Source organism: Pseudomonas sp. GM102, assembly GCF_000282555.1.
Taxonomy (GTDB): Bacteria; Pseudomonadota; Gammaproteobacteria; order Pseudomonadales; family Pseudomonadaceae; genus Aquipseudomonas.
In genome coordinates this window covers 38,648-58,075 of the sequence record NZ_AKJB01000042.1, presented here as the reverse complement: position 1 = coordinate 58,075, position 19,428 = coordinate 38,648, and the positions used below count along the sequence as shown (strand labels likewise).

The following is a 19,428-nucleotide window of genomic DNA, read 5'->3' as shown; positions in this document are numbered from 1 at the left end:
GCAAGCCTGGCTCCTACAGGTTCAGTGTTTCCCAATTAACGCCGGCCTAACAACAATCCGACCACCAAACCGAATCCGGCGGAGATAGCCACGGTTTGCCATGGGTGACCGCCGATGTAGATTTCGGTGGCGTCGACTGCGGGTTTGGTCCGGTCACGAACGCTGGAAACTGAACTCCGGGCCTGCTGGAGCTTCTGGGCGATTTGCCCACGAAGGGTGTCCGCCTCCTCACCGACCAGTGAAGCACTGCTTTTCAGCAGTTTTTCCGACTCTTCGATCAGGGCCTGAAGTTCGCTGAAGACCTGATCCTTGATTTGATCCTCGGCGATTTGATCGATGATTTTTCGGGCCATTAGAGTACTCCTTGCAGGTGAATGGACAGTGAACAATGGAGTCTGGCGCCGTAGCAAAAGTTGCAGCAATTTTGCGTGGCGACTCCACCCTGAAGAAAAATCCAGGGCAGGACATTTCCTCCTACAGTGTAAGATGTCGCCTATTTTACGCAGCAGGTAATCCCCATGAGCTTCAATCTGGCCGACAAACCCCTTGCCGAGCGCGCGGCGCTTGAAGATGAAAAATCCCGTCTGTTCGAACTCTGGCAAAACAACCTGGGTAAATCCAAGGGCGAAGCCGCACGGTTGTTCGGTGAGCGGGCCAAGCGCAAAGGTAAATGGGCCGAGTGGGTCCGCGCCGAACTCGACGGCATGTCGCCGCCGGAATTCGCGAACATGGTGCGCAGTGAAGTCAATCGTCTGATGGCCGCTAAATAAACGTCCAGACACCATTCCCTTACGTTTGGGAAAAGGTCGCGATAATCGCCTCGCGCACTTTCAGCACCACCGGATCGAGCTGCGTACTGGTTCGCCAGCCCAGCTCGATCGGATAGCGCGGTAGCGTCAAAGGGCAGGGCAGCAGCGCCAGTCCGCCAAGCGCGGCGATACTTCGAGCCGCATGGGCGGGGATGGTTGCCACCGCCTGGCTGCCCTTGAGCAGATACGGCAACGCAGCAAAGTGCGTGGTCGAGGCGCATACCCGCCGACTCAGCCCCAACGCCGCCAGGCCTTCATCGGTAATCCCGATAAAACCGCCCGATGACACCAGAATGTGCTCGCGGGCGACGAACGCCTCAAGGCTGAGAGTCTGCTGCCCCTCGGCCAGACTGAGGGGATCCACCAGGCACAGATAATCGCCTTCACCCAGCACCTGACGACTGAGCAAGCGCTCGGCAAATCCGCCTGCCGTGATTGCCAGATCGATGCTGCGTTCCATCAAGGCCCGAGCGACGATCTGGCTATGGGTCTGGCGAAAGATCAGCCGCAGTTTCGGCGCGCAGCGAGCGATCTCTTCAATCAATCGCCGGCCGTAGGCGATTTCGAAATCATCTGACAAACCCACCGTCACCGAACGTCCGTCGTAATGATTCGCCGCCGGATCGACCATCGCCAAACTCTGGCGGCATTTGTTCAGTGCATCGCTGACCACCGGTTTTAACTGGTTGGCCTTGAGCGTCGGCGCAAGGCCTCGACCCGTGCGCACGAACAACTGATCGCCATACACCTCTCGCAATCGACGCAGTGCTGCGCTGACGGCCGATTGCGTCACGCCCAGACGCAACGCGGCACGGCTGGCGCTGGATTCCTCGTGCAGGGCTTCGAAGACTTTGAGCAGGTTGAGATCAATGGTGGCGATATTCATCTGGTTCATATCATTCAGCAGTGAGTCGGGCTTTATTCATGATCCTGTGACGCCGGAGAATGAGCAACACCTCATTACTGACGGAGTCACCGCGATGCCCAAGTCCATCGTTGCTGCCCTGCAAATTGGCGCCTTGCCCGGCGGCAAGGCCGATACCCTCGATCAAATCCTCTCCTGGGAAACCGCCATTATCGAATCCGGCGCCGCACTGGTGGTCATGCCGGAGGCGTTACTCGGCGGTTACCCCAAAGGCGAGGGCTTCGGTACGCAACTCGGTTATCGACTGCCAGAAGGTCGTGAAGCGTTTGCACGGTATTTCGACAACGCCATCGATGTGCCCGGTGTCGAGACTGAAGCCTTGGCCGGATTGTCCTCACGCACCGGGGCCAACCTGGTGATCGGCGTAATCGAACGCGCGGGCAGCACCTTGTACTGCACCGCGCTGTATTTCGATCCGCAGGCCGGGCTGGTCGCCAAGCACCGCAAGCTGATGCCCACCGGCACCGAGCGACTGATCTGGGGCAAGGGCGATGGCTCGACCTTGCCGGTGATCGACAGCCAGGTCGGGCGAATCGGCGCTGTGGTGTGCTGGGAAAACATGATGCCGTTGCTGCGCACCGCGATGTACGCCAAAGGAGTGGAGGTCTGGTGCGCGCCGACGGTGGACGAGCGGGAAATGTGGCAGGTCAGCATGCGCCACATCGCCCATGAAGGACGCTGCTTTGTCGTCAGCGCCTGTCAGGTCCAGGCCTCACCGCAAGCCTTGGGCGTGAAAGTCGCCAACTGGCCGGCGGAGCGCCCGTTGATCTCCGGTGGCAGCGTGATTGTCGGGCCCATGGGCGACATTCTCGCCGGGCCACTGCGTGACGAGGCGGGTTTGCTCAGCGCCGAAATCGACACCGACGACCTGATCCGCGCCCGTTACGACTACGACGTGGTCGGGCACTACGCGCGCCCGGACGTGTTTGAGTTGACGGTGGATGAGCGGGCCAAACCGGGCGTGCGGTTCAACGCATAATCCGTCGGGGGGTGTGATTGTCGTCTAGTCTCCAGGCGTTCACACCCCTGTCAACGGATGGACTGTCCATGAGTTTGTTACTCGGCCCGATTCTGCAGTTTCGTGGCATCAACAGTAATGTCTATAACGTGTCTGCCCTCGTGGTTTTACCCTTGGGCGGGTCATCACCCAGCGTAAAAGTACCCGGCGGTGTCACTGCCGGCAAACCGTTGGCCACCGCCGATATTCCGTTGCTCAATCCTCAGTACCGCGTCTGGCGCATCGATTTAAAGGCGCTGCAAGACCAGGCTGTTGCCCGCACTTACACGATCAAGATCGAGGGCGCGCAGGCCAACTTCGTCGTTCCGGCCGAGGGCCAGTCGCCGCGCATGGCCTATGTGTCGTGCAATGGCTTTTCGGACCCCAAGGACATGGAGAAGGTGGACCGCAACAACGAGCGCTGGGAACACATGTGGGGGGCTCATCAAAGCAAGCCCTATCACCTGTTGTTGATGGGGGGCGATCAGGTTTATAGCGACGATATGCGCAGCAATGTGTCGTCGATGAAAACATGGTTTGCCAAACCCTTCGCCGACCGTCGAAAGGCGGTCTACAGCAAGGTGATCGAAGCCGATCTGGACAAATTTTTCACCAGACTCTACTTGGAGCACTGGAAACAGCCTGAGGTCGCGAAGCTGCTCAGCGCCGTGCCGACGGTGATGATGTGGGATGACCATGACATCATCGATGGCTGGGGTTCCTACGATGAGATATTGCATTCAAGCCCGGTGTTCCAGGGGCTGTTTGCCACGGCCAAACGCTATTTCAGGATTTTCCAGCAGCAACTGATCCAGACTCATCCTCACCTTAAACCGTCCGCTGATACTCATCCCTGTGCGATTCCCGATACCGCTGACGGCTTTCACCTGGGGTTTACCGGCCTGGGCGAATTGGCATTGCTGGTTCCCGACTTGCGCAGTGAACGTGCGCCGGATTTGACGACTGCGCCGACTCGGCAAACCCGGATCATTTCGCCCGTCAGTTGGGATGCGATTTATGCCTGGCTGGGTAAGGTCAAGGGGCATAAGCACTTGCTGCTGATGTCGAGTATTCCCGTGGGTTACCTTGATTTGCAGGCGGCCGAAAAGGCACTGGACCTGATTTCGGGGCAACAGGAACTCGAGGACGATTTGCGCGACCATTGGCGAAGCCTGCCCCATCGAGACGAACGCAAGCGGTTGATCATGCGATTGCTGGATTTCGCTCATGCCGAGTCATGCAAGGTCACGCTGGTGTCCGGTGATGTTCATGTGGCGGGGGCCTGCGTGATCGAATCGACGTTGTCCCGGCATCGCAATGATGGTTCGGGATTGATCTACCAATTGATTTCGACCGGGGTCGTGCATCCTTCACCGCCGGTGTTGGCGGTGCAGTTTCTGGAGTCCATTGGCAAGCACCAGGAACAGATCGACTACGCCATCACTGGAACCATGTTGCCCATCGGTGCACGGGGACGTTACCTGATCGCTGCTCGAAACTGGCTGGCGATAGAGCCGGATGAAGACAGCACCGGCAAAAGTCGGCTGTGGGCCAATTGGCACGTAGAAGGCCTCAAACATTGTGTGACCCAGGTGATCGATCCAGTTAAGCCGCGAGCCAAGTCGTGAGCATTACCACGTGTCGGTAGTCGGCCCCGGCAGGCGGAGTTTTCCGCGATCAAGGAAACGCATCGTGCCGAACACGCCGCCAGCCAGTTTGCCCCGAAGCACGTAAGGCAGATTGTTCAGTGTCTGCGTCTGACCCAGCCCGAGGGTCTGACGCAGCACCGAGAAAGCCGAAACGCTCACCGGCACCACGATAACCGCCTCGGAAAACCGTGGGATCGAGCCCGACTGGTCGCTGACACCGGAGGCGAGGGATTGACCGTTCACCTCCAGATCCAGGGCTACGCCGTTGTAGGCGATCGCCGTTTCATTGGGGTTTTGCACGCGCAGTTTTACCGCAAAACGCACTTCCAGTTCCTGGCTTGGCAGCGGCTCGATACCGACCACGTTGATGTTCAGCGGGTCGTGTTGGGGGAACAGGGCGCAGGCGCTCAGGGAGAGCAGCAGGAGGGACAGAGACAGGGCAAACAATCTGCGCATGGACAGGTTCTCGTAAAGAAAAAGGCCGAGCCGCTCGTGGCTCGGCTCTTGAGCATTACGCACGGTCTAACTGTGCGACAGCCGCAGGTGAAACGGGTTCACCCTTGGCCGCAACATCCGGGTTCTGCATCACCTGAAGCACCGAGGCTTCCGGGTCGAACTCGTCTTCTTCCAGCTCGATGAATTCTTCGGGCAGGAAGATATTCAGCACGATAGCGCACAACGCACCCACGGTGATCGGTGATTCGAAGATGTTGTGCAACGCCTTCGGCAACTCGCGCAACACTTCAGGCACCGCCGCAACGCCCAGGCCCATACCGAGGGAAATAGCCACAATCAGCATGTTGCGCCGATGCAGGCCGGCCTCGGCGAGAATCTTGATCCCGGCCACTGCCACGGTGCCGAACATCACCAGTTCGGCGCCGCCGAGCACCGGTTTCGGCATCAATTGCAGCACCGCGCCGATCATCGGGAACAACCCCAGCACCACCAACAGGCCCGCGATGAAAAACGCCACATAACGGCTGGCCACGCCGGTGAGCTGGATCACCCCGTTGTTCTGCGCAAAGGTCACCATCGGCATGCTGTTGAACACCGCAGCCATCGCCGAATTGAGACCGTCGGCCAGCAACCCGGATTTGATCCGGCGGATATAAATGGGGCCTTTGACCGGTTGCCGGGAAATCATCGAATTGGCGGTCAGGTCACCGGCAGCCTCCAGGGGCGATACCAGGAAAATCACCGCCACCGGCACAAACGCCACCCAGTCGAATGAGAAGCCATATTTGAACGGTACGGGCACACTCATCAGCGGCACGGCGGGCAGGCTGGTGAAATCGACCTGGCCCATGAACCACGCGACGGCATAACCGAGGGCCAGGCCGATGACGATCGCGCCCAGGCGCAGGAACGGCACATCCACCCGGTTCAACACCACGATGGTCCCCAGCACCAGTGCCGCCAGCGCCAGATGGCTGGCCGCACCGAGATCTGTCGCACCGAAACCGCCGGCAATGTCGGTCATGGCGACCTTGATCAGCGACAGGCCCATGAGGGTAATGATGGTGCCGGTCACCACCGGGGTGATCAGCATCCGCAACTTGCCGATGAACTGGCTTAGCACCACTTCGATGAACGCGGCGAAAAAGCACACGCCGAAAATCGTCGAGAGGATTTCATCGGTGCCACCGCCGCGCGCCTTGACCATGAACCCGGCGCTGAGAATCACGCTGATAAAAGAGAAACTGGTGCCTTGCAAGCACAGCAAACCGGAGCCGACCGGGCCGAACCGCCGCGCCTGCACAAACGTGCCCAGCCCCGAAACGAACAGCGCCATGCTGATCAGATAAGGCACTTCACTTTGCAAGCCAAGGGCGCTGCCCATGATCAGCGTCGGCGTGATAATGCCGACGAAACTCGCCAGTACGTGTTGCAGGGCGGCGAAGACCGTGGCGGTCAGGTGGGGGCGATCGTCGAGGCCGTAAATGAGGTCGTTGTTGCGTGGGGAGGCGGTTTTTTCAGAGGCGGTCATGGTGATTTGCGTGCCGAAAGGCGGGCCGGGTCAGAAAATGGAGGCGCAGGATGCCAGAACGGTCTGGCCACGGCAAAAGCAAGGTCAAAAGATCGCAACCTACGGCAGCTCCGCAATGAAAATTCTGTAGGAGCGAGGCTTGCCCGCGAAGAATGCGCCGCGGTTTTTCAGGTACTACGCGTCATCGTTCTTCGCGGGCAAGCCTCGCTCCTACGGGGCAAGCCCCTGTTATTTAGGCAAACGCCGCAAGCAAGTCCTCTTCAAAGGCTTTTTGCGCATCCCCCGGCACCTGTGCGCGATGGCGGGCCAGATGGAACGCCACCTCAAAACTCATGTCGCCCTGGCGCACGGCGCGCAGCAACCCTTTGTCTTCCCAGCTGCGGGCGAAGTGATCGGGCAGGTAGCCAACGTGCTTGCCGGAAAGAATGAAGGCGAGGGTGCCTTCGACCTGTTCGGAACGCGCCGAACACATCTTTCCCTGAAACGGTTCGTCGCTGCGCAGGAAACGGTAAGGGTGATCGACCCGGTCGCAGGCCTGAAGCGCTTGATCGTCAGGCGCCTCATCGGTGAACAGCGGATGCCCGGGGGCGCAATACAGGTGCTGGGTTTCCGTGAACAGTTCGCGGTAGTCAAAAGCGCTTTGCGCCTGCGAGAAATAGCCGATCGCCAGGTCCAGCCGTTGTTGCAGCAACAGCCGCTCCATTTCGCCGGGCATGGCGCTGATCAACTCGATACGCACCGACTCGTCCCGTTCGCGAAAGCGCCGGATCGCCTCGGCAACCCGTTGCAGCACCGATTGATCAAGCGCTTCGGACAAACCCAGGCGCACTTCGCCGATCAAGCGTCCGGCCACGCCATTGGATTGATGTCGGAACGCTTCGATCGACTCGAACAAGGCGCGAATGGCCAGGAGCAGTTGCTCGCCCTTGGGGGTGATTTTGAACCCGCCCTTGCCGCGACTGCACAGCCGATAACCAAGCCGGGTTTCGAGCCTGGCCATCTGCTGGCTGATGCTTGACTGGCTCAACCCCAGCTCACCCTGAGCCGCGCTGAAACCACCGCATTCCACCACGCTGACGAACAGGCGCAGCAGCTGCAGGTCCAGGTCATGAAGTTGACCGAGCATCAAACATTACTCCGCAATAAAGTCAGGATAATTAACTTGGTATTTTTCCAATGTAACCGACGACGCATCCTGCAACCACTTCCTCCGGTCAGGTGTTCGTCATGGCTCCGCTCTTCAAGCTGTGTTTACCCGCGCTGTTCCTCGCCATGGCCGTGCCGGCCCAGGCAGAGGAAAAAGTCCTCAATCTCTACAGTTGGGCCGATTACGTCGCGCCCGAGACCTTGCAACGGTTCGAAAAGGAAACCGGCATCCACGTGCGCTACGACACGTTCGATGCACCGGAAGTGCTGGAAACCAAACTGCTCACCGGCGGCAGCGGTTATGACGTGGTGGTGCCGTCGTCCAGTGTGCTGGCGCGTGGGCTGGCGGCGGGCGCGCTGAGGGAAATTCCTCACGATGGCCTCAAGGGTTACGCCAACCTCGACCCGGACATGCTGGAAAAACTGGCGGCGGTCGACCCTGGTAATCGGTATGGCGTGCCTTACACCTGGGGCACGCTCGGGCTTGGGATGAATGTCGAAGCGGTGAAACAACGTTTGCCCAACGTACCGCTCAACAGCCTCGACCTGTTGTTCAAACCCGAATACGCCAGCAAGCTCAAAGACTGCGGCATCGCCATTCTCGATTCGCCCCAAGAGGTGATTGGCCTGGCGCTGCACTATTTGGGTAAAGATCCCTACAGCACCGACAAGGCTGATCTGACAGCCGCCGATGCACTGTTGCGTCAGTTACAGCCGTCGGTGCTGTACGTCGCCACCGGGCGGCAGATCAACGATCTGGCCAATGGCAGCGTCTGCCTGGCATTGACCTACAACGGTGACGCGAGCATGGCCGCCGATCAGGCGCGCAAGGCCAACAAGCCGTTCGAGGTGGCCTACCGCATTCCGCGAGAGGGCACGCTGGTGTGGCAGGACAACCTGGCGATTCCCAAGGACGCGCCGCACCCCGAAGCCGCCCGGGCCTTCATCGAGTTCATGTTGCGCCCCGAATCCGTCGCCGCGCTGACCAATACGCTGTTCTTCGCCACGGCCAATCGGGCGGCGACGCCATTGGTGGATGAGGCGGTGCGCAGTGATCCCGACATCTACCCGCAGAGCGAGGTGCGTGAGCGGCTGTACGCCGACCGCAGCATGAGCCTCAAGGACATGCGTCAGCGCACCCGCTTGTGGACCACTTTTCGTAGCCGCCAATAAGCCAACAATAAGGAACACACCATGGACGTCCCTGCACAGAACGATCAGGCCATGACCCGCGACAGTCTTTACGGGACCGCCGCCGAAAGCACCTACGCCGGTATCACCAGTTTCATGCGCCGCCGCTACAGCCGCGACTTGTGTGGCGTCGACGTGGTGGTCAGCGGCGTGCCGTTCGACACCGCCACCAGCAACCGCCCCGGCGCGCGTTTCGGCCCGCGCGGCATTCGGGCGGCGTCCACCGGGATCGCCTGGGAACGCCATTGGCCGTGGACGTTCGATCCGTTCGATCACTTGGCGGTGATCGACTATGGCGATTGCGCCTTCGATTACGGCACACCGCAGTCGGTGCCGGAAAGCATCGAAACCCACGCCGAGCACATCCTGAGCGGCGGTTGCGCGATGCTGACATTTGGCGGCGATCACTTCATCAGTTATCCGCTGCTCAAGGCCCATGCCCGTCAGCATGGCCCATTGTCATTGATTCACTTCGACGCCCACAGCGACACCTGGCCGGATGAGGAGGGCAAGCGCGTCGATCACGGTACGATGTTCTGGCATGCGGCCAAAGAAGGGTTGGTGGATCCGTCGCGCTCGGTGCAGATCGGGTTGCGCACCACCAATGACGATCATCAGGGCTTTCAGGTACTGGATGCGCGGCAGGTGCATCGGCAAGGGTGCGAGGCGATCGTCGAGGCGATTCGTGCCCGGGTCGGTGAGCACCCGGTGTACCTGACCTTCGACATCGACTGCCTCGACCCGGCCTTCGCGCCGGGCACCGGAACGCCGGTGTGCGGCGGTTTGAGCACGGTGCAGGCGCTGGAGATTCTCGGCGGCTTGCGCGGGATCAACCTGGTGGGAATGGACGTGGTGGAAGTGGCGCCGGCCTACGACAGCGCGGACATTACCTCACTGGCAGCGGCGACATTGGCCATGGAGATGCTGTGTTTGTACGCGGCCAGGCATAAGGTCGATCGGTAGTTCTGATTTGTGGTGTCTGGTATGGCGCCTTCGCGGGCAAGCCTCGCTCCTACAGGTACAGCGATTGCCGCGTGATTTGGGCTCGACACAAAACCTGTAGGAGCGAGGCTTGCCCGCGAAGCTTTTCAGGCCGGCTTATCACTACTGCCAGTTTCTGACAGCAGCCCCTGCTAAGCTCCGACGACTTTTCAGGAAAGAGCCTGCCGACCGTGTCGCGAACCAGCCGTTTACTGACGTTGTTACAAGTGCTGCGGGGCAAAAGTCGTCCGGTGACTGCTGCGACATTGGCCAGCGAACTGGAGATTTCCGAACGCACGCTGTACCGCGACATCGCAGAACTCACCGCGCTCGGCGCGCCGATCTTTGGCGAGGCGGGGATCGGCTACGTATTGCGCAGCGGCCTGTTTCTGCCGCCCTTGATGCTCAATGCCGATGAGACCGAAGCCATCGTGCTCGGCTTGCGCTACGTGGATCAGCGTGGCGATGAGGTGTTGGGCAAAGCCGCAGCCGATGCCCTGGCAAAAATCGCTGCGGTACTCGACCCCGCCGCCCAGGAGGCCTTGCGCAACCCGACGGTGCTACCGGGTCCGCCGGGTTATGGCTATCCGCAAAATGCCGTGCCGTTGAACGTGTTTCGCCAAGCCATCCGCGATCAGGCCAAGCTGCACATCGACTACGCGGACGCCAATCAGGTGCCCAGTCAGCGGCTGATCTGGCCACTGGCCCTGGGTTTTCTCAACGAGGTGCGGATCATCGTCGCCTGGTGTGAATTGCGCAGTGCCTATCGCACCTTTCGCACCGACCGGATTTCAGCCGCCAGCGAGCAGGGTGAACGCTATCCGGGGCGGCGCAGCGACCTGTTGCGCACCTGGCGCAAGCAGATGCAACTGGACGAAGCAGGGCGTTTCACTCCTGACAAGAATTGACACAGGCTTGTTTTAGCATGGCTCCAGAATCAACTCACAAGGAGCCATAAACATGTCCAATCCAGCCTCTTCACTGGCCCCCGCCATCGCCGCCTACATTGCCGCTGCCAATGCTCGCGACACGTCGAGGGTTGCCAGTTTTTTCGCTGAGGATGCCAACGTGTTCGATGAGGGGCAGCATCAAGTCGGCACACAAGCCATCGCCCAATGGATGCAAGACACCGCACAACGTTATCAGCCTCGGGTCGAGGTGCTCGACGTTCAACTGCGCACCGGCAAAGTGCTGGTGCACAACCTGATCTCCGGCACGTTCCCTGGCAGCCCGCTGGAACTGCGCTACATGTTCCGCCTCAATGAACAAGGCAAGATTGCCCGGCTGGACATCTCGCTGTAACCCGGGCTATGTCGCGCTGCTTAACCTGTGGGGGCGAGCTTATGTGGTGAGATGGCTTGTTGTGGCGAGGGGGCTTGCCCCCGTTCGGCTGCGAAGCAGCCGTAAATCCTTTACATGCGGTTTAACTTTGAAATGCCGGGGGCGCTTCGCACCCCAACGGGGGCAAGCCCCCTCGCCACAAAAAGCCCGCTCCCACATGAATTGCGTTTTACCTATACTGCCGCGCATGAATGTCGACTCTCCGTTACGCGCCTGGCAACACGCCATCGACCAGAAGGGCTTCGTCCAGGACGAAGCTCAGGAACATGCCGTGTGGGCGCTGCAAAAATGCCACGAAGCCTTGCATGAAAACCGCACGCCCGTCACCGGCGTGTACCTCTGGGGCCCGGTCGGGCGGGGCAAGACCTGGTTGATGGATCAGTTCTACCAACACCTGCGCGTCCCGGCCCGGCGTCAGCACTTTCATCACTTCATGGGCTGGGTGCACCAGCGCTCTTTTCAATTGACCGGCACCGTCGACCCGTTGAAAGCGCTGGCCCGCGAGCTGAGCCAGGAAGTGCGGGTGCTGTGTTTCGATGAATTGTTCGTCAACGACATCGGTGACGCGATCATTCTCGGGCGTTTGTTTCAGGTGATGTTCGAGCAGGGCGTGGTGGTGGTCTGCACCTCCAATCAGCCGCCGGATCAGCTGTACGCGGATGGCTTCAACCGTGATCGGTTTGTGCCGGCTATTGCTGCGATCAAGCAACACATGCAAGTGATTGCGGTGGATGGCGGGGAAGATCATCGCCTGCATCCTGGCGCCGGTCTGCAGCGTTACTGGGTGAATGTACCGGGTCAGCCCGGCGCATTGAGCGAGGTGTTCAACGCCTTGACCGTCGGCCAGTCGCTGTCCAGCGATCCGGTCAAGATCGGCTACCGTTCGGTCAATGTCATGCAGGCCAGTCAAACCGTGCTCTGGTGCCGTTACACCGAGCTCTGCGAGCAGCCGTTTGCGGCCATGGACTTCATGGCCCTGTGCGATACCTTCAGCGCTATTGTGTTGAGTGACGTGCCCAATCTCAGCGCGCAAAAACGCGAAGGGCGTATCGCCCGCGGCACTGAAGACGGTGTTGAGCGGGTGGCGGCGGGGGATCGTGAGTTGCCGCAGTTGTCGGTGCATGACGATGGCGTGCGCCGGTTTATCGCCCTGGTGGACGAATGCTACGACCGCAAGGTGCCGCTGTACCTCGAAGCGCAGGTGCCGATGGAAGCGTTGTACACCGAGGGCTATCTGGAATTTCCGTTTCGCCGCACCCTCAGTCGCTTGCAGGAGATGCAGCTAAAACGTTTCGCCGAGGCTTGATATCCGGGAGGAGCGAACATGAATCAGCCCTTGTCTCACCATTTGCTGACCATGGCCTATCAGAACGCCTGGGCCAATCACCGACTGGCCAAGGCCTGGCTTCAGCTAAGCCCGGCCGAGCTGGCGGCGCCGCGAGTCAGTTTCTTTCCCAGCCTCAGCGCAACCCTGAATCACATCCTGACCTGTGACTGGTTCTATGTGGATGCACTGGAGCGGGAGTTGCGCGGTGACGAACCGCATCCCGATTGCTACGTGTTTTTCAACGAAGACGAGCCGTTCGCCCACGGCGCCGATCTCAAGCGCGAGCAAGCCCTGGTGGACCGTCGACTGATCGCCTACTGCGAGCAACAGCGCGACGCAGACCTCGGGCGGCTCGTGACCATCGCGCGTGAGACCCCGCAACATGACAGCCGTTTGCGCATGCTGTCCCATTTGTTCGAGCATCAGATTCATCATCGCGGGCAGGTTCACGCGATGCTCAGTGGCACCTCGGTCACGCCGCCGCAACTGGACGAGTTTTTCTGTGCCGGAGAGTCGGTGTTGAGGGCCGAGGATTTTGCCGAGCTGGGATGGACCGAGGCAATGATCTGGGGCGTTTGAGAGAGAATGTTCACAACAGGATCCGGTTGTCGGCACCCCGGTACTCGCGATAAGGTCACTGGACCTTTCAGTGCGCAAGAGGCGAACTGGGGCAACTTGTGTGATTGAGGGTGGAAATGGAATCCGCAGAAATTCTTGTGCTTCAGGCCAGCTACACCAACCCGGTGCATGCCGAGGCGATTGGTCTGGTATTGAACCACTACGCCGAAGACCCGATGGGCGGCGGTCAGCCGTTACCGGCCGATAGGTTGCAACAACTGCCGGGGGAACTGGCCAAACGTCCCCATGCCTTCAGCGTATTGGCGTTCGTTGGCGGTGAGCCGGCAGGGCTGGTTAATTGCTTTGAAGGTTTTTCGACCTTCGCCTGCCGGCCGCTGGTCAACGTGCACGATGTTGCCGTGGTGTCGAAGTTTCGCGGGTTGGGGCTGAGTCAGAAGATGCTGCACAAAGTCGAAGACATCGCACGCCAGCGCGGCTGCTGCAAAATCACCCTGGAAGTATTGGAAGGCAATGCTGTGGCTCAGGGGGCTTATGGCAAGTTCGGTTTCTCACCAGGCATGTTCGACCCGGCGCACGGCCGGATGCTGTTCTGGACCAAGGCGCTTTAATTCGCAGTCCTAATGAACCGCTTTTTGTAGGAGCCAGGCTTGCCGGCGAAGGCGCACTTAAGATCGCCTTCGCCGGCAAGCCTGGCTCCTACAAAAGAATTACTGCTGAACGACTGTCGGAGTGGCCGGCGCGTTCTTGGGCTTCATCAAGCTGAAGTCGATCAACGGCCGCTGCTGACGCTCATAAGGGTTGCCGATCATCAATGGCCGAGGCTTGAAGCTGTCGCTGACCAGGCTTTTGCTGCGGTCGAGTTCATCGAAACTCAGGCCGGCCAGATCAGCCCACGTGTGAATCAGTTGCGAGCTGCTGTACGGCCGACTCAAGTCGCCAGCAAAACTCCAGTCATGGGTTTCGCGCCATTTCGGCGAGGCCCAGGCCATGAACGGAATGGTGTACATCGGCGCCGTCGGCTTGCTCTCGTTGCGGCCCAGGGTTTTATGGCCAACGGAGTCGAAGACGTCTTCGCCATGGTCGGAGAGATACAGCAGAAAGCCGTTCGGATCAGACTTGGCGTAGTCCTTGATCAGGCTCGACACCACGAAGTCGTTGTACAGCACCGCGTTGTCATAGCTGTTGTATGTCGGCACCTGATCGTCACGCACGCCATCCGGAACACCTTTGCGGTCGGTGAACTTGTTGAACGTCGGCGGGTAACGGTACTGGTAGCTCATGTGCGTGCCGAGCAAATGCACGACGATCAGCTTGCGTGGTGCCGCATCGGCCAGCGCCTTGTTGAACGGCTCGATCACGTCGCCATCGTACTGGGCGGCGTTCTGGTTGCGGTTGTTGTTCAGGTACACCTGCTCGTCGGCCTGCTCGGAGAAGGTCGTGAGCATAGTGTTGCGCTTGGTCATGGTCTGCTGGTTGGTGATCCAGAAAGTCTTGTAACCCGCCTGTTTCATCATGCTGACCAGCGATGGTGTCGACAGGTACAGGTCCGGGTTTTCTTCGTCGGCGAACGTCAGCACCTGCTGCAACGCCTCGATGGTATAGGGGCGTGGCGTTATGACGTTATCGAAAACCGCCAGTTGGTCCTTGAGCTTGTCCAGTTCCGGGGTGGTTTGCCGAGGGTAGCCGTACAGGCTCATGCGCTGACGATTGGTGGACTCGCCGATCACCAGCACCAGGGTCGCCGGCTGATTGGCCATCGAATCGGAGAGGTTCTTGAGCGGTGGAATTTTGCTGGCGCTGTGAAGCATGTCTTGCATGCCGGCCAGGGTATCGAGGTAACGGTGATAGGCCACGGCCATCTGCCAAGGCACGGCGGGCTCGATGCGGGTTTCGAATTTCTCGAAGCCACCCGCCAGGCTGCCGGTGCGCGCGGTTTGCTTGATCAGCGGGTAACCGACCACGGCCAGCAGAATCGCCGTCGCCGCGACCAACGCCTGGCCGCGTGGCAGGAACACCGGACGCAAGCGAGTCCACAGGAAATACGCGAACGCGGTATGGGCGATGAACGCCGCCACCATCCACCAGGCAAAATACTGGGTCATGTACTCGCCGGCTTCAGACACGTTCGATTCGAACATGATGAAGATGACGCTCTGGGAAAATTCCTGCTGATAGATGAAGAAATAACCAAGGCTGGCCATCGAACAGGCCCACAGCACCACGCCAATCAGTGCGGCCATCCCCCGTGTTTGCTTGGGAAACAGCAGCATCGGCGCGAGCCAGATGGCGCTCATCACAAAGGCCTGACGGAACCCGGTAAAACCGGAAGTGCCTGTCAGTTGAATCAGCAGTTGGGTGATGCCGGAAAAATACCAGAAGAACAGAAATAACCAGAGAAATCCTGCCCAATCAAAACCTTTCGCAGACGTTTTGCTGCGTTTAAACAAAGCCATTCAGCACTCCAGCCTGATAATTACTTCGGCCGTCGGCACTCTCCCTGTCGCAGACGAACGAACGCCGCGCGGATACCGAGCGGCCACAATGAGCCGGAGTATCGACAAGAAGGTGTGAAAACTTTGTGAGTTACCAGAGCTGGCAGAATTGCATCGAGTCGGAAACAGCGATGGCTGCTTCCGAGTCAAACGAGGGGATCAGGCGTGGGGCGCGCGTTGGGTGACGGGCAAGGGCTGAGTCTGATTGCCTTGGGTCAGCAGGCGTAATTGCGCGACTTCCCGCTTCAACTGGTCGCGTTCGTCTTTGAGTTGGCGCAGTTCATCGCGACGGATCGTTACGTAAAGGGTTTGTGCTGGCAGTGCTGTGTGTACGGTGCCCATTGCTCACCTCGCAAATGGCTGTCTCAACTGTAAGTTCGCTCCCGATTTCGGGTGCTGACTTACTATCGGCGCCAATTTTGATTTCTTTTGCCCCCGAAGGGAACTTTTTTATTTTTAATGGTCGTTGTGTCTTCGGGACGATTCCCGGCGTTATCAGTCTGGATCGGGCACAATGCCCGGAAACTATGTGCCAGCGCTCTGGACTAACCCTCATTAGTCGCGTTGGGCTATAACCTTTGACACACTTTATTTGTAGTAGGGAGCATCAGTACATGCAACTCGGGATTATTGGACTGGGCCGCATGGGCGGTAATATTGCGCGGCGCCTGATGCTCAACGGGCATACCACCGTTGTTTACGACCGCAATAACGCCTTTGTCGACACCCTGGCTGAAGAAGGCGCCACCGGTGTTGCCGACTTGCCAGCCCTGGTCGCTGGCCTGGCCAAACCGCGCGCAGTGTGGGTCATGCTGCCCGCCGGCGCACCCACCGAAGACACCATCGACACCCTGAGCACCTTGCTTGACGCTGGCGATACCATCATCGATGGCGGCAACACCTTCTATAAGGATGACATCCGCCGGGCCAAAACCTTGTCGGAAAAAGGCCTGCACTACATCGACGTCGGCACCTCCGGTGGCGTCTGGGGCCTGGAACGCGGCTACTGCATGATGATCGGTGGCGATGCCGAGACCGTTAAGCGCCTCGACCCGCTGTTCGAATCCCTGGCCCCGGGCATGGGCGACATTCCTCGCACCAAGGACCGCAAATCGGAAGATGATCGCGCCGAGCGCGGTTACATCCACGCCGGCCCCGCTGGCGCCGGGCACTTCGTGAAGATGATCCACAACGGTATCGAGTACGGAATGATGCAGGCCTTCGCCGAAGGCTTCGACATTCTCAAGACCAAGGCCAGCACTAACCTGCCGGAAGATCAGCGCTTCGACCTGAACGTTGCCGACATCGCCGAAGTCTGGCGTCGTGGCAGCGTGGTGTCGTCCTGGCTGCTCGACCTGACCGCCGACGCTCTGGCCAGCGACCCGAAACTCGACGGTTACTCAGGCTCGGTGGCTGACAGCGGTGAAGGTCGCTGGACCATCGAAGCCGCGATGGAGCAATCAGTGCCCGTACCGGTGCTGTCGAACTCGCTGTTCTCGCGCTACCGTTCGCGTGGGCAAGGCACCTTTGGCGACAAGATTCTCTCTGCCCAGCGCTTCGGCTTCGGCGGCCATGTGGAGACCTCGAAAAAATGACCCATGTGATCCGCAGGAAATCCAAGGCAGAACCGGCACCGCCGACCACGCTGTTTCTGTTCGGTGCCCATGGTGATCTGGTCAAGCGCCTGTTGATGCCGGCGCTGTACAACCTGAGTCGCGACGGTTTGCTGGGAAATGGACTGCGGATCATCGGCGTTGATCACAACGCCATCAGTGACGAAGCCTTCGCCAAAAAACTCGAAGATTTCATTCGGGCGGAAGTGGCGGCCAAGGTCGGCAAGGGCGATCAAGCCCTTGATCCGGCGTTGTGGGCCAAACTGGCCAAGCACATCAGCTACGTCCAGGGCGACTTCCTCGACGAACGCACTTATGAAGCGCTGGCGGCGAAAATCGCCGCCAGCGGTACTGGCAATGCGATTTTCTACCTGGCCACCGCGCCGCGCTTTTTCAGCGAAGTGGTGCAGCGGCTCGGCGCTGCCGGATTGCTGCAAGAAACCCCGGAAGCGTTCAGAAGGGTGGTGATCGAAAAACCTTTCGGCTCCGACCTGTACACCGCCGAAGCCTTGAACGCTTGCTTGCTCAAAGTGATGACGGAAAAGCAGATCTACCGGATCGATCACTATCTGGGCAAGGAAACCGTGCAGAACATTCTGGTCAGCCGGTTCTCCAACAGCCTGTTCGAAGCCTTCTGGAACAACCATTACATCGACCACGTGCAAATCACCGCCGCCGAAACCGTCGGCGTGGAAACCCGTGGCAGTTTTTATGAGGTCACCGGCGCCCTGCGGGACATGGTGCCCAATCACTTGTTCCAATTATTGGCGATGGTGGCCATGGAACCACCGGCCGCTTTTGGCGCCGATGCGGTACGCGGCGAAAAAGCCAAAGTCGTCGGCGCGATTCGCCCCTGGACAACCGAGGAAGCGCGAGCCAACTCGGTGCGCGGCCAATACACCGCCGGCCAGATCGATGGCAATCCGTTGCCCGGTTATCGCCAGGAAACCAACGTGGCGCCCGACAGCACGACCGAAACCTATGTCGCGCTCAAAGTGATGATCGACAACTGGCGCTGGGTCGGCGTGCCGTTCTACCTGCGCACCGGCAAGCGCATGAGCGCGCGCGACACCGAGATTGTCATTTGCTTCAAGCCGGCGCCGTATGCGCAGTTCCGCGACACCGAGGTCGATGAGTTGCAGCCGACCTATCTGCGGATCCAGATCCAGCCCAACGAAGGCATGTGGTTCGACCTGCTGGCCAAGCGGCCGGGGCCGGCGTTGAACATGGCCAACATCGAGTTGGGTTTTGCCTACAAGGATTTCTTTGAAATGCAGCCGTCCACTGGCTACGAAACCTTGATCTACGATTGCCTGACCGGCGATCAGACGCTGTTCCAGCGCGCCGACAACATCGAGAACGGCTGGCGCGCCGTGCAGCCATTCCTCGACGCCTGGCAGCAGGACGCAACAGTGCAGAGCTATGCGGCGGGCGAAGATGGGCCACAGACCGCTGACGAGCTGCTGACCCGCGACGGCCGCGTCTGGCACAGCGTCGGATGAGTGACGTAACGCAACAGCCCATCCGTTTTCTGCTCAGTGACATGGACGGCACTTTACTGCTTCCCGACCACAGCCTCAGTCAGCGCACGATCGACGCAGTCCGCGCCTTGCGCGAGGCCGGCGTGCTGTTCAGCCTGGCCACCGGGCGTCCGCCCAAAGCCATGTTGCAACAGATCGAAGCCCTGGGGGTCGATCTGCCGACGGCAGCCTTCAATGGCGGCACAATCGTAAACCCGGATGGCAGTTTGCTGGTTGCGCATTATTTGCCGGCCACGGCAGCGCTGACGGCGCTGACGCTGTTTGCCGATCAGCCGGACATTGAGGTTTGGGTATTCAGTGGCGGCGATTGGCTGTTGAAGGATCAGTACGGCCCGATGGTCCCGAGAGAGCAGCACGGCCTGGGTTATCCGCCGGTGGTGGTCGAGAGTTTTGAGCCTTGCATGGCACGTATCGACAAAATCGTCGCCGCTAGCAGCAACACCGAACTATTGATCGAACTCGAAGCGCAGTTGCTGCCCAAGGTCGAAGGGCAGGCGCAGGTCTCGCGTTCACAACCGATCTATCTGGACGTGACGGCGATGAAAGCCAACAAGGGCGAGGCATTGGCGACCCTGGCCGAGTTTCTCGGGGTGCCGCTGGAACAGACCGCCGCCATGGGGGACGGTGGCAATGACCCGGCGATGTTTCACCGGGCCGGGTTGTCGATCGCCATGGGGCAGGCGGAAGAGGCGGTGAAGCGTCAGGCCGACGTGGTGACCGGAGCCAATACCGAAGACGGCGCGGCCCAAGCGATCGAGCGGTTTATCCTGAGTTCGGTCTGAACCGCGTTATCGTTCTTCGCGGGCAAGCCTCGCTCCTACAAGGGAGGGCACGATCGACGCCAACCCTG

20 protein-coding genes are annotated in these 19,428 nt (G+C 59.8%); 13 read left to right on the top strand and 7 right to left on the bottom strand.

Translation table 11 applies throughout. The annotated features are described in order from the left end of the window. Window positions 1–35: 35 nt before the first annotated feature. Window positions 36–353 (bottom strand): DUF883 family protein, encoded by a 318-nt coding sequence (locus PMI18_RS22220; protein WP_007897388.1) that lies wholly within the window; start codon window positions 351–353, stop codon window positions 36–38. 165 nt (window positions 354–518) lie between these two features. Between PMI18_RS22220 and PMI18_RS22225 the strand changes: the two genes are divergently transcribed. Next, window positions 519–770 (top strand): hypothetical protein, encoded by a 252-nt coding sequence (locus PMI18_RS22225; protein ID WP_007897387.1) that lies wholly within the window; start codon window positions 519–521, stop codon window positions 768–770. Window positions 771–789: 19 nt separating this feature from the next. Here PMI18_RS22225 and PMI18_RS22230 read toward each other — a convergent pair whose 3' ends face one another. Continuing rightward, window positions 790–1,704, bottom strand: coding sequence for a LysR family transcriptional regulator (locus PMI18_RS22230; RefSeq protein ID WP_007897386.1), 915 nt, complete (start codon window positions 1,702–1,704; stop codon window positions 790–792). 85 nt (window positions 1,705–1,789) lie between these two features. On the opposite strand from PMI18_RS22230, the gene PMI18_RS22235 reads away from it, so the two are divergent. Beyond that, window positions 1,790–2,713 carry a carbon-nitrogen hydrolase family protein gene (locus tag PMI18_RS22235; RefSeq protein ID WP_007897384.1) on the top strand — a complete coding sequence of 308 codons (924 nt, stop codon included), beginning with the start codon at window positions 1,790–1,792 and terminating at the stop codon, window positions 2,711–2,713. 68 nt (window positions 2,714–2,781) lie between these two features. Continuing rightward, complete coding sequence (locus tag PMI18_RS22240) at window positions 2,782–4,359, top strand: alkaline phosphatase D family protein (protein WP_007897382.1); 1,578 nt, start codon at window positions 2,782–2,784, stop codon at window positions 4,357–4,359. A 3-nt stretch (window positions 4,360–4,362) separates the two neighbouring features. On the opposite strand, the gene PMI18_RS22245 is transcribed toward PMI18_RS22240, so the two are convergent. The 3 genes from PMI18_RS22245 to PMI18_RS22255 all read right to left on the bottom strand — a co-directional run bounded on the left by PMI18_RS22245 (window position 4,363) and on the right by PMI18_RS22255 (window position 7,493). Continuing rightward, window positions 4,363–4,836, bottom strand: a complete 474-nt coding sequence (locus PMI18_RS22245) for an LEA type 2 family protein (RefSeq protein ID WP_007897380.1) — start codon at window positions 4,834–4,836, stop codon at window positions 4,363–4,365. A 55-nt stretch (window positions 4,837–4,891) separates the two neighbouring features. Continuing rightward, window positions 4,892–6,367 (bottom strand): nucleobase:cation symporter-2 family protein, encoded by a 1,476-nt coding sequence (locus PMI18_RS22250; protein ID WP_007897378.1) that lies wholly within the window; start codon window positions 6,365–6,367, stop codon window positions 4,892–4,894. A 232-nt stretch (window positions 6,368–6,599) separates the two neighbouring features. Continuing rightward, entirely contained in the window at window positions 6,600–7,493 is an 894-nt protein-coding gene (locus tag PMI18_RS22255; RefSeq protein ID WP_007897376.1) for a LysR family transcriptional regulator, read from the bottom strand. 101 nt (window positions 7,494–7,594) lie between these two features. Here PMI18_RS22255 and PMI18_RS22260 point away from each other — a divergent pair, with 101 nt between their 5' ends. The 7 genes from PMI18_RS22260 (at window position 7,595) to PMI18_RS22290 (ending at window position 13,540) form a co-directional block, all read left to right on the top strand. Beyond that, window positions 7,595–8,686: a polyamine ABC transporter substrate-binding protein gene (locus PMI18_RS22260; protein ID WP_007897374.1), complete on the top strand. Its 1,092-nt coding sequence runs from the start codon at window positions 7,595–7,597 to the stop codon at window positions 8,684–8,686. Window positions 8,687–8,707: 21 nt separating this feature from the next. Next, window positions 8,708–9,667: an agmatinase gene (speB, locus tag PMI18_RS22265; protein ID WP_007897372.1), complete on the top strand. Its 960-nt coding sequence runs from the start codon at window positions 8,708–8,710 to the stop codon at window positions 9,665–9,667. Window positions 9,668–9,876: 209 nt separating this feature from the next. Beyond that, entirely contained in the window at window positions 9,877–10,593 is a 717-nt protein-coding gene (locus tag PMI18_RS22270; RefSeq protein WP_007897371.1) for a helix-turn-helix transcriptional regulator, read from the top strand. Window positions 10,594–10,645: 52 nt separating this feature from the next. Then, window positions 10,646–10,987: a nuclear transport factor 2 family protein gene (locus PMI18_RS22275; RefSeq protein ID WP_007897370.1), complete on the top strand. Its 342-nt coding sequence runs from the start codon at window positions 10,646–10,648 to the stop codon at window positions 10,985–10,987. 226 nt (window positions 10,988–11,213) lie between these two features. Further along, the gene (gene zapE / locus PMI18_RS22280; protein ID WP_007897369.1) at window positions 11,214–12,332 is read left to right on the top strand and encodes a cell division protein ZapE; all 1,119 of its coding nucleotides are present in this window, start codon (window positions 11,214–11,216) and stop codon (window positions 12,330–12,332) included. A gap of 18 nt (window positions 12,333–12,350) precedes the next feature. Beyond that, window positions 12,351–12,932 (top strand): DinB family protein, encoded by a 582-nt coding sequence (locus PMI18_RS22285; protein WP_007897368.1) that lies wholly within the window; start codon window positions 12,351–12,353, stop codon window positions 12,930–12,932. Window positions 12,933–13,048: 116 nt separating this feature from the next. Continuing rightward, window positions 13,049–13,540: a GNAT family N-acetyltransferase gene (locus tag PMI18_RS22290; protein ID WP_007897367.1), complete on the top strand. Its 492-nt coding sequence runs from the start codon at window positions 13,049–13,051 to the stop codon at window positions 13,538–13,540. A 99-nt stretch (window positions 13,541–13,639) separates the two neighbouring features. Here the strand turns inward: PMI18_RS22290 and PMI18_RS22295 are convergent, their stop codons facing one another. Together PMI18_RS22295 and PMI18_RS22300 are read right to left on the bottom strand one after the other, a co-directional pair. Continuing rightward, a complete protein-coding gene (locus tag PMI18_RS22295; RefSeq protein WP_007897366.1) occupies window positions 13,640–15,385 on the bottom strand; it encodes a phosphoethanolamine transferase CptA in 1,746 nt (581 codons plus the stop codon). Window positions 15,386–15,583: 198 nt separating this feature from the next. After that, window positions 15,584–15,766 (bottom strand): DUF6026 family protein, encoded by a 183-nt coding sequence (locus PMI18_RS22300; RefSeq protein ID WP_007897365.1) that lies wholly within the window; start codon window positions 15,764–15,766, stop codon window positions 15,584–15,586. 272 nt (window positions 15,767–16,038) lie between these two features. On the opposite strand from PMI18_RS22300, the gene gnd reads away from it, so the two are divergent. From gnd to PMI18_RS22315, 3 genes are read left to right on the top strand one after another with little or no spacing between them, the layout of a single operon-like run. After that, a complete protein-coding gene (gene gnd, locus PMI18_RS22305; RefSeq protein ID WP_007897364.1) occupies window positions 16,039–17,019 on the top strand; it encodes a phosphogluconate dehydrogenase (NAD(+)-dependent, decarboxylating) in 981 nt (326 codons plus the stop codon). Further along, entirely contained in the window at window positions 17,016–18,539 is a 1,524-nt protein-coding gene (gene zwf, locus PMI18_RS22310) for a glucose-6-phosphate dehydrogenase (RefSeq protein WP_007897363.1), read from the top strand. Before gnd ends, zwf begins: the two co-directional genes overlap by 4 nt. Next, a complete protein-coding gene (locus PMI18_RS22315; protein WP_007897362.1) occupies window positions 18,536–19,360 on the top strand; it encodes a Cof-type HAD-IIB family hydrolase in 825 nt (274 codons plus the stop codon). The genes zwf and PMI18_RS22315 overlap by 4 nt, the downstream gene beginning before the upstream one ends. Window positions 19,361–19,428: the final 68 nt, after the last annotated feature.